Source organism: Streptomyces sp. NPDC057486 (genome assembly GCF_042802415.1).
GTDB classification, from domain to species: Bacteria; Actinomycetota; Actinomycetes; order Streptomycetales; family Streptomycetaceae; genus Streptomyces; species Streptomyces yanii.
Genome location: NZ_JBHVEE010000262.1, coordinates 1 through 4812 on the forward strand (window position 1 = coordinate 1; position 4812 = coordinate 4812).

Genomic DNA, 4812 nt, shown 5'->3' on the forward strand with positions numbered 1-4812 from the left:
GCCCCCTCCCCCCCTCCCTCTCACAACGGGGGGGGGGGGGAGAGAGGCCCCGGGGCTGTGCGTTCGTGTGGGGCCCGCCCCGGGCCCGGGGGGCGCAAACCCCACGTCGTGGAGCCCGTGATCCGGACGAGAGGTCCCGCGGCGCGGTGGTACCCGTCCGGCCGGACAGGTGGCCCCGCGCCGCGGGGCGGACGGTATGTCAGCGCGCCCCGTACACCGGCTGCGGGGGCTCGGAGTCGGCGAGCAGCTTGAGCGCCGCCTCCCCCGCCTCCGCCGGCGTCCAGCGGGCTTTCTTGTCCGCGGTGGGCCCCGGCCGCCAGCCCTCCATGACGGTGATCCGGCCGGCCTCGGCCTCGAAGACCCGGCCGCTCACCCCGGCGGACGCGGCGGAGCCCAGCCAGACGACGAGGGGGGAGACGTTCTCGGGGGCCATGGCGTCGAATCCGCTGTCCTCGGGGGCCGCCATGGTGTCGGCGAAGGTCTGCTCGGTCATCCGGGTCCGGGCGGCCGGGGCGATGGCGTTGACCTGGACGCCGTAGCGGCCCATCTCGGCCGCGGCGACCAGCGTCAGACCGATGATCCCTGCCTTGGCGGCGGAGTAGTTGCCCTGTCCGACGCTGCCCAGGAGACCTGCCCCGGAGCTGGTGTTGACGACCCTCGCCTCGGGCGTACGGCCGGCCTTCGCCTCGGCGCGCCAGTGCGCGGCGGCGTGCTTGAGCGGCAGGAAGTGGCCCTTGAGGTGGACGCGCATCACCGCGTCCCAGTCGTCGTCGTCCAGGTTGACGAGCATGCGGTCGCGCAGGAATCCGGCGTTGTTGACGAGGGTGTCGAGGCGGCCGAAGGCATCGAGGGCGGTGGCGATCAGTGAGGCCGCGCCCTCGGTGGTGGTGATGTCGCCGCCGTGTGCCACCGCCTCGCCGCCGAGTGCGCGGATCTCCTCGACAACCTGCTGGGCGGGCCCGGTGGCCCCTCCGGTGCCGTCGAGGCCCACTCCGAGGTCGTTGACGACGACCTTGGCGCCCTCGGCGGCGTGGGCGAGGGCGTGCGCGCGCCCGAGCCCGCGGCCCGCCCCGGTGATGACGGCGACGCGTCCCGTGCACAGTCCGGTCATGGGTGTGTGTCCTTTCGGTGAGCGAATCCAGTGCCCCTCCCGGCAAGCTTTGCCGGTCACCGCACTTGGTCTGCGGCCAGAACCCGCCGGCCGGTGTCGGAAGCGGCGCATCCGGTCGGTTCGGCGATCGCTGCCATGGGCATCTCCCGTCGCACGCCGATCACTGCTAGTTTGCAACCTAACAAACGCTTGGTGGAAAGGTAGCTGATCTGCTCATGGGTGTCTCCACCTCCGCCCCGGAAGAGGGCATCGCCCTCGTCTCCGTGGACTACCCCCCGGTCAACGCCCTCCCCGTACAGGGCTGGTACGACCTGGCCGCCGCGGTACGCGCCGCGGGGGCCGATCCGAAGGTGCGATGCGTGGTGCTCAGCGCCACGGGCCGCGGCTTCAACGCCGGCGTCGACATCAAGGAGATGCAGCGCGCGACCGGCCACGACGCCCTCATCGGCGCCAACCGCGGCTGCTACGAGGCCTTCGCCGCGGTCTACGACTGCGAGGTGCCGGTGGTCGCCGCCGTGCACGGCTTCTGCCTGGGCGGCGGCGTCGGCCTGGTCGGCAACGCGGACGCCATCGTCGCCAGCGACGACGCGACCTTCGGCCTGCCCGAGCTGGACCGCGGCGCGCTCGGCGCGGCCACCCACCTGGCCCGGCTGGTCCCCCAGCACCTGATGCGGGCCCTGTACTACACCTCGCGGACCGCCACCGCGCAGGAGCTGCACCAGCACGGCTCCGTGTGGCGGGTCGTACCGCGCGAGCAACTGCCGGACGCGGCGCTGGAGCTGGCCCGCGAGATCGCCGCGAAGGACGGGACGCTGATCCGCTTCGCCAAGGCCGCGATCAACGGCATCGACCCGGTCGACGTACGCCGCAGCTACCGATTCGAGCAGGGCTTCACCTTCGAGGCCAACCTCAGCGGCGTGGCCGACCGCGTCCGCGACACCTTCGGCACGGAACAGGAGCAGCAGTCGTGAGCAGGGACAAGACCATGACCGCCGACGAGGTCGTCGGCCGGCTGGAGAGCGGCATGACGATCGGCATCGGCGGCTGGGGTTCCCGGCGCAAGCCGATGGCGCTGGTGCGCGCGCTGCTGCGCTCGGACGTCACCGACCTGACCGTCGTCTCCTACGGCGGTCCGGACGTCGGGCTGCTCGCCGCCGCCGGACGGATCCGTAAGCTGATCGCCGCCTTCGCCACGCTCGACTCCATCCCCCTCGAACCGCACTTCGGTGCGGCCCGGCAGCGGGGTGCGTTCGAGATGGTGGAGCTGGACGAGGCCATGTTCATGTGGGGGCTGACCGCCGCAACGCAGCGACTGCCCTTCATGCCGGTGCGGGCGGGCCTCGCCTCGGACGTGATGCGTGTCAACCCGCAGCTGCGGACGGTCACTTCACCGTACGAGGACGGCGAGGAGTTCGTCGCGGCCCCGGCACTGCGGCTGGACGCCGCGCTCGTCCACCTCAACCGCGCCGATGTGCACGGCAACGCCCAGTACCTCGGCCCCGACCCGTACTTCGACGACCTGTTCTGCGAGGCCGCCGACACCGCGTACGTCTCCTGCGAGCAGATCGTGGACACCGCGGAGCTGCTCAAGGCGAACGGACCGCAGACGCTGCTGGTCAAGCGCGCGTTCGTGAACGGTGTCGTCGAGACCCCGAACGGCGCGCACTTCACGTCGTGCGTGCCCGACCACGACCGCGACGAGACGTTCCAACGGGCCTACGTCCAGGCCGCCCGCGATCCCGAGGCGTGGCAGGCGTTCACCGAGCGGTTCCTGTCCGGGGACGAGGCCGCGTACCAGGCCGCGGTGGCGGCGTTCCACGAGGAGGAAAAGTGAGCGGCAGCACAGGGACGACGACGGCGACGCGGGCCGAATACTGCGTGGTGGCCTGCGCCGAGGCGTGGCGGGACGCGGGCGAGGTCCTGGCCAGCCCGATGGGGACCGTCCCCACGATCGGGGCCCGGCTGGCGAAGCTCACCTTCTCCCCCGATCTGCTGCTGACCGACGGCGAGGCGCTGCTCATCGGCGACGTGCCGGCGGTCGGTGCGAAGTCCGAGGCGGCGGAGGGGTGGCTGCCGTACCGTCAGCATCTGACCATGACCGCCACGGGACGGCGGCACGTGATGATGGGCGCGACCCAGATCGACCGCCACGGCAATCAGAACATCTCCTGCATCGGCGACTGGGCCGCCCCCAAGCGGCAGCTGCTGGGGGTGCGCGGCGCCCCGCTCAACACCCTGAACAACCCGACGAGTTACTGGATCCCCAGGCACTCGGCGCGGGTGTTCGTCGAGCGGGTCGACATGGTCTGCGGCGTCGGCTACGACCGCGCCGCCGCGGCCGGCCCCGCCGCGACCCGCTACCACCGCATCCCGGACGTCATCAGCAACCTGGGCGTCTTCGACTTCGAGACCCCGGACCGCACGATGCGGCTGCGCTCCCTGCACCCCGGCGTCACGGCCGAAGAGGTCGCCGAGGCCACCGGCTTCGCGCTCACGATCCCCGACGAGGTGCCGTACACCCGCGAGCCCACCGCCGAGGAGCTGCGGCTGATCCGCGAGGTCATCGACCCGAAGGGCGTGCGCGAGCGCGAGGTCCCCGCATGAGCGGCGCCGGCATCACCACCCCCTTCACCGAACTGGTCGGCGTACGCCACCCCATCGTGCAGACCGGGATGGGGTGGGTCGCGGGTCCCCGCCTGGTCACGGCGGCCGCCGAAGCGGGCGCGCTCGGCATCCTCGCCTCCGCCACGATGACCGTCGAACAGCTCCGCTCCGCCGTCCGCGAGGTCACCTCACGCACTGACGCGCCGTTCGGCGTCAACCTGCGGGCGGACGCGGGGGACGCGGCCGAGCGGGTACGGATCATCATCGACGAGGGCGTCAAGGTCGCCTCGTTCGCGCTGGCGCCCTCCCGTGAGCTGATCGCGCGGCTGAAGGACGCCGGGGTGGTGGTCATCCCGTCCATCGGCGCCAGAAGGCATGCAGAGAAGGTCGCCGCGTGGGGCGCCGACGCGGTGGTGGTGCAGGGTGGCGAGGGGGGCGGCCACACCGGGAGCGTCGCGACCACCGTCCTGCTCCCCCAGGTCGTCGACGCGGTGGACATCCCGGTCGTCGCGGCAGGCGGCTTCCACGACGGCCGCGGTCTGGTCGCCGCGCTGTCCTACGGGGCGGCCGGGATCGCCATGGGCACCCGCTTCCTGCTCACCTCCGACAGCACCGTGCCCGCGGCGGTCAAGGCGAGGTATCTGGCCGCGGTGGTGACGGACGTGACCGTCACCACCGCCGTGGACGGCCTGCCGCACCGGATGCTGCGCACCGAAATGGTGGACGCGCTGGAACGCTCGGGACGGGCCGCCGCACTGCTGCGGGCGGTCCGGCACGCCGCGGCCTTCAAGAAGGAATCGGGCCTGGGCTGGGCGCGGATGTTCCGCGACGGCCTGGCGATGAAGCACGGCAAGGAACTGACCTGGAGCCAGGTCCTGCTGGCCGCCAACACCCCGATGCTGCTCAAGGCGTCGATGGTCGACGGGCGCACCGATCTCGGGGTGATGGCCTCCGGCCAGATCGCGGGGCTGATCGACGATCTGCCGTCGTGCGCCGAACTCGTCGACCGCATCATGGCCGAGGCGGACGCCACGCTCCGCGGTCTGCCCCTTCCCCTGCCACGCTGAGAACGAGCACGGCGTAGCGCCAGTGCCCGC

Annotated in this window: 5 protein-coding genes; 4 read left to right on the top strand and 1 reads right to left on the bottom strand. The window is 72.3% G+C overall.

Going from position 1 to position 4812, the window contains the following annotated elements:
* Window positions 1-199: 199 nt before the first annotated feature.
* Window positions 200-1111, bottom strand: a complete 912-nt coding sequence (locus ACFU6I_RS47745) for an SDR family oxidoreductase (protein WP_384380636.1) — start codon at window positions 1109-1111, stop codon at window positions 200-202.
* Window positions 1112-1326: 215 nt separating this feature from the next.
* Between ACFU6I_RS47745 and ACFU6I_RS47750 the strand changes: the two genes are divergently transcribed.
* Genes ACFU6I_RS47750 through ACFU6I_RS47765 form a run of 4 tightly spaced genes read left to right on the top strand, consistent with a single transcriptional unit; the run spans window position 1327 to window position 4782 of the window.
* Complete coding sequence (locus ACFU6I_RS47750; RefSeq protein WP_384380639.1) at window positions 1327-2082, top strand: enoyl-CoA hydratase family protein; 756 nt, start codon at window positions 1327-1329, stop codon at window positions 2080-2082.
* Window positions 2083-2096: 14 nt separating this feature from the next.
* Window positions 2097-2945, top strand: coding sequence for a CoA transferase subunit A (locus tag ACFU6I_RS47755; RefSeq protein ID WP_384380648.1), 849 nt, complete (start codon window positions 2097-2099; stop codon window positions 2943-2945).
* Window positions 2942-3715: a CoA-transferase subunit beta gene (locus ACFU6I_RS47760; RefSeq protein ID WP_384380642.1), complete on the top strand. Its 774-nt coding sequence runs from the start codon at window positions 2942-2944 to the stop codon at window positions 3713-3715. Before ACFU6I_RS47755 ends, ACFU6I_RS47760 begins: the two co-directional genes overlap by 4 nt.
* Window positions 3712-4782, top strand: coding sequence for an NAD(P)H-dependent flavin oxidoreductase (locus ACFU6I_RS47765; protein WP_384380645.1), 1071 nt, complete (start codon window positions 3712-3714; stop codon window positions 4780-4782). The genes ACFU6I_RS47760 and ACFU6I_RS47765 overlap by 4 nt, the downstream gene beginning before the upstream one ends.
* The last annotated feature ends 30 nt before the right edge of the window (window positions 4783-4812 follow it).

Bases quoted from the DNA above. Each gene is read 5' to 3' on its own strand.
- ACFU6I_RS47745 (WP_384380636.1), bottom strand. From the start codon at position 1,111: ATGACCGGACTGTGCACGGGACGCGTCGCCGTCATCACCGGGGCGGGC.
- ACFU6I_RS47750 (WP_384380639.1), top strand. From the start codon at position 1,327: ATGGGTGTCTCCACCTCCGCCCCGGAAGAGGGCATCGCCCTCGTCTCC.
- ACFU6I_RS47755 (WP_384380648.1), top strand. From the start codon at position 2,097: ATGACCGCCGACGAGGTCGTCGGCCGGCTGGAGAGCGGCATGACGATC.
- ACFU6I_RS47765 (WP_384380645.1), top strand. From the start codon at position 3,712: ATGAGCGGCGCCGGCATCACCACCCCCTTCACCGAACTGGTCGGCGTA.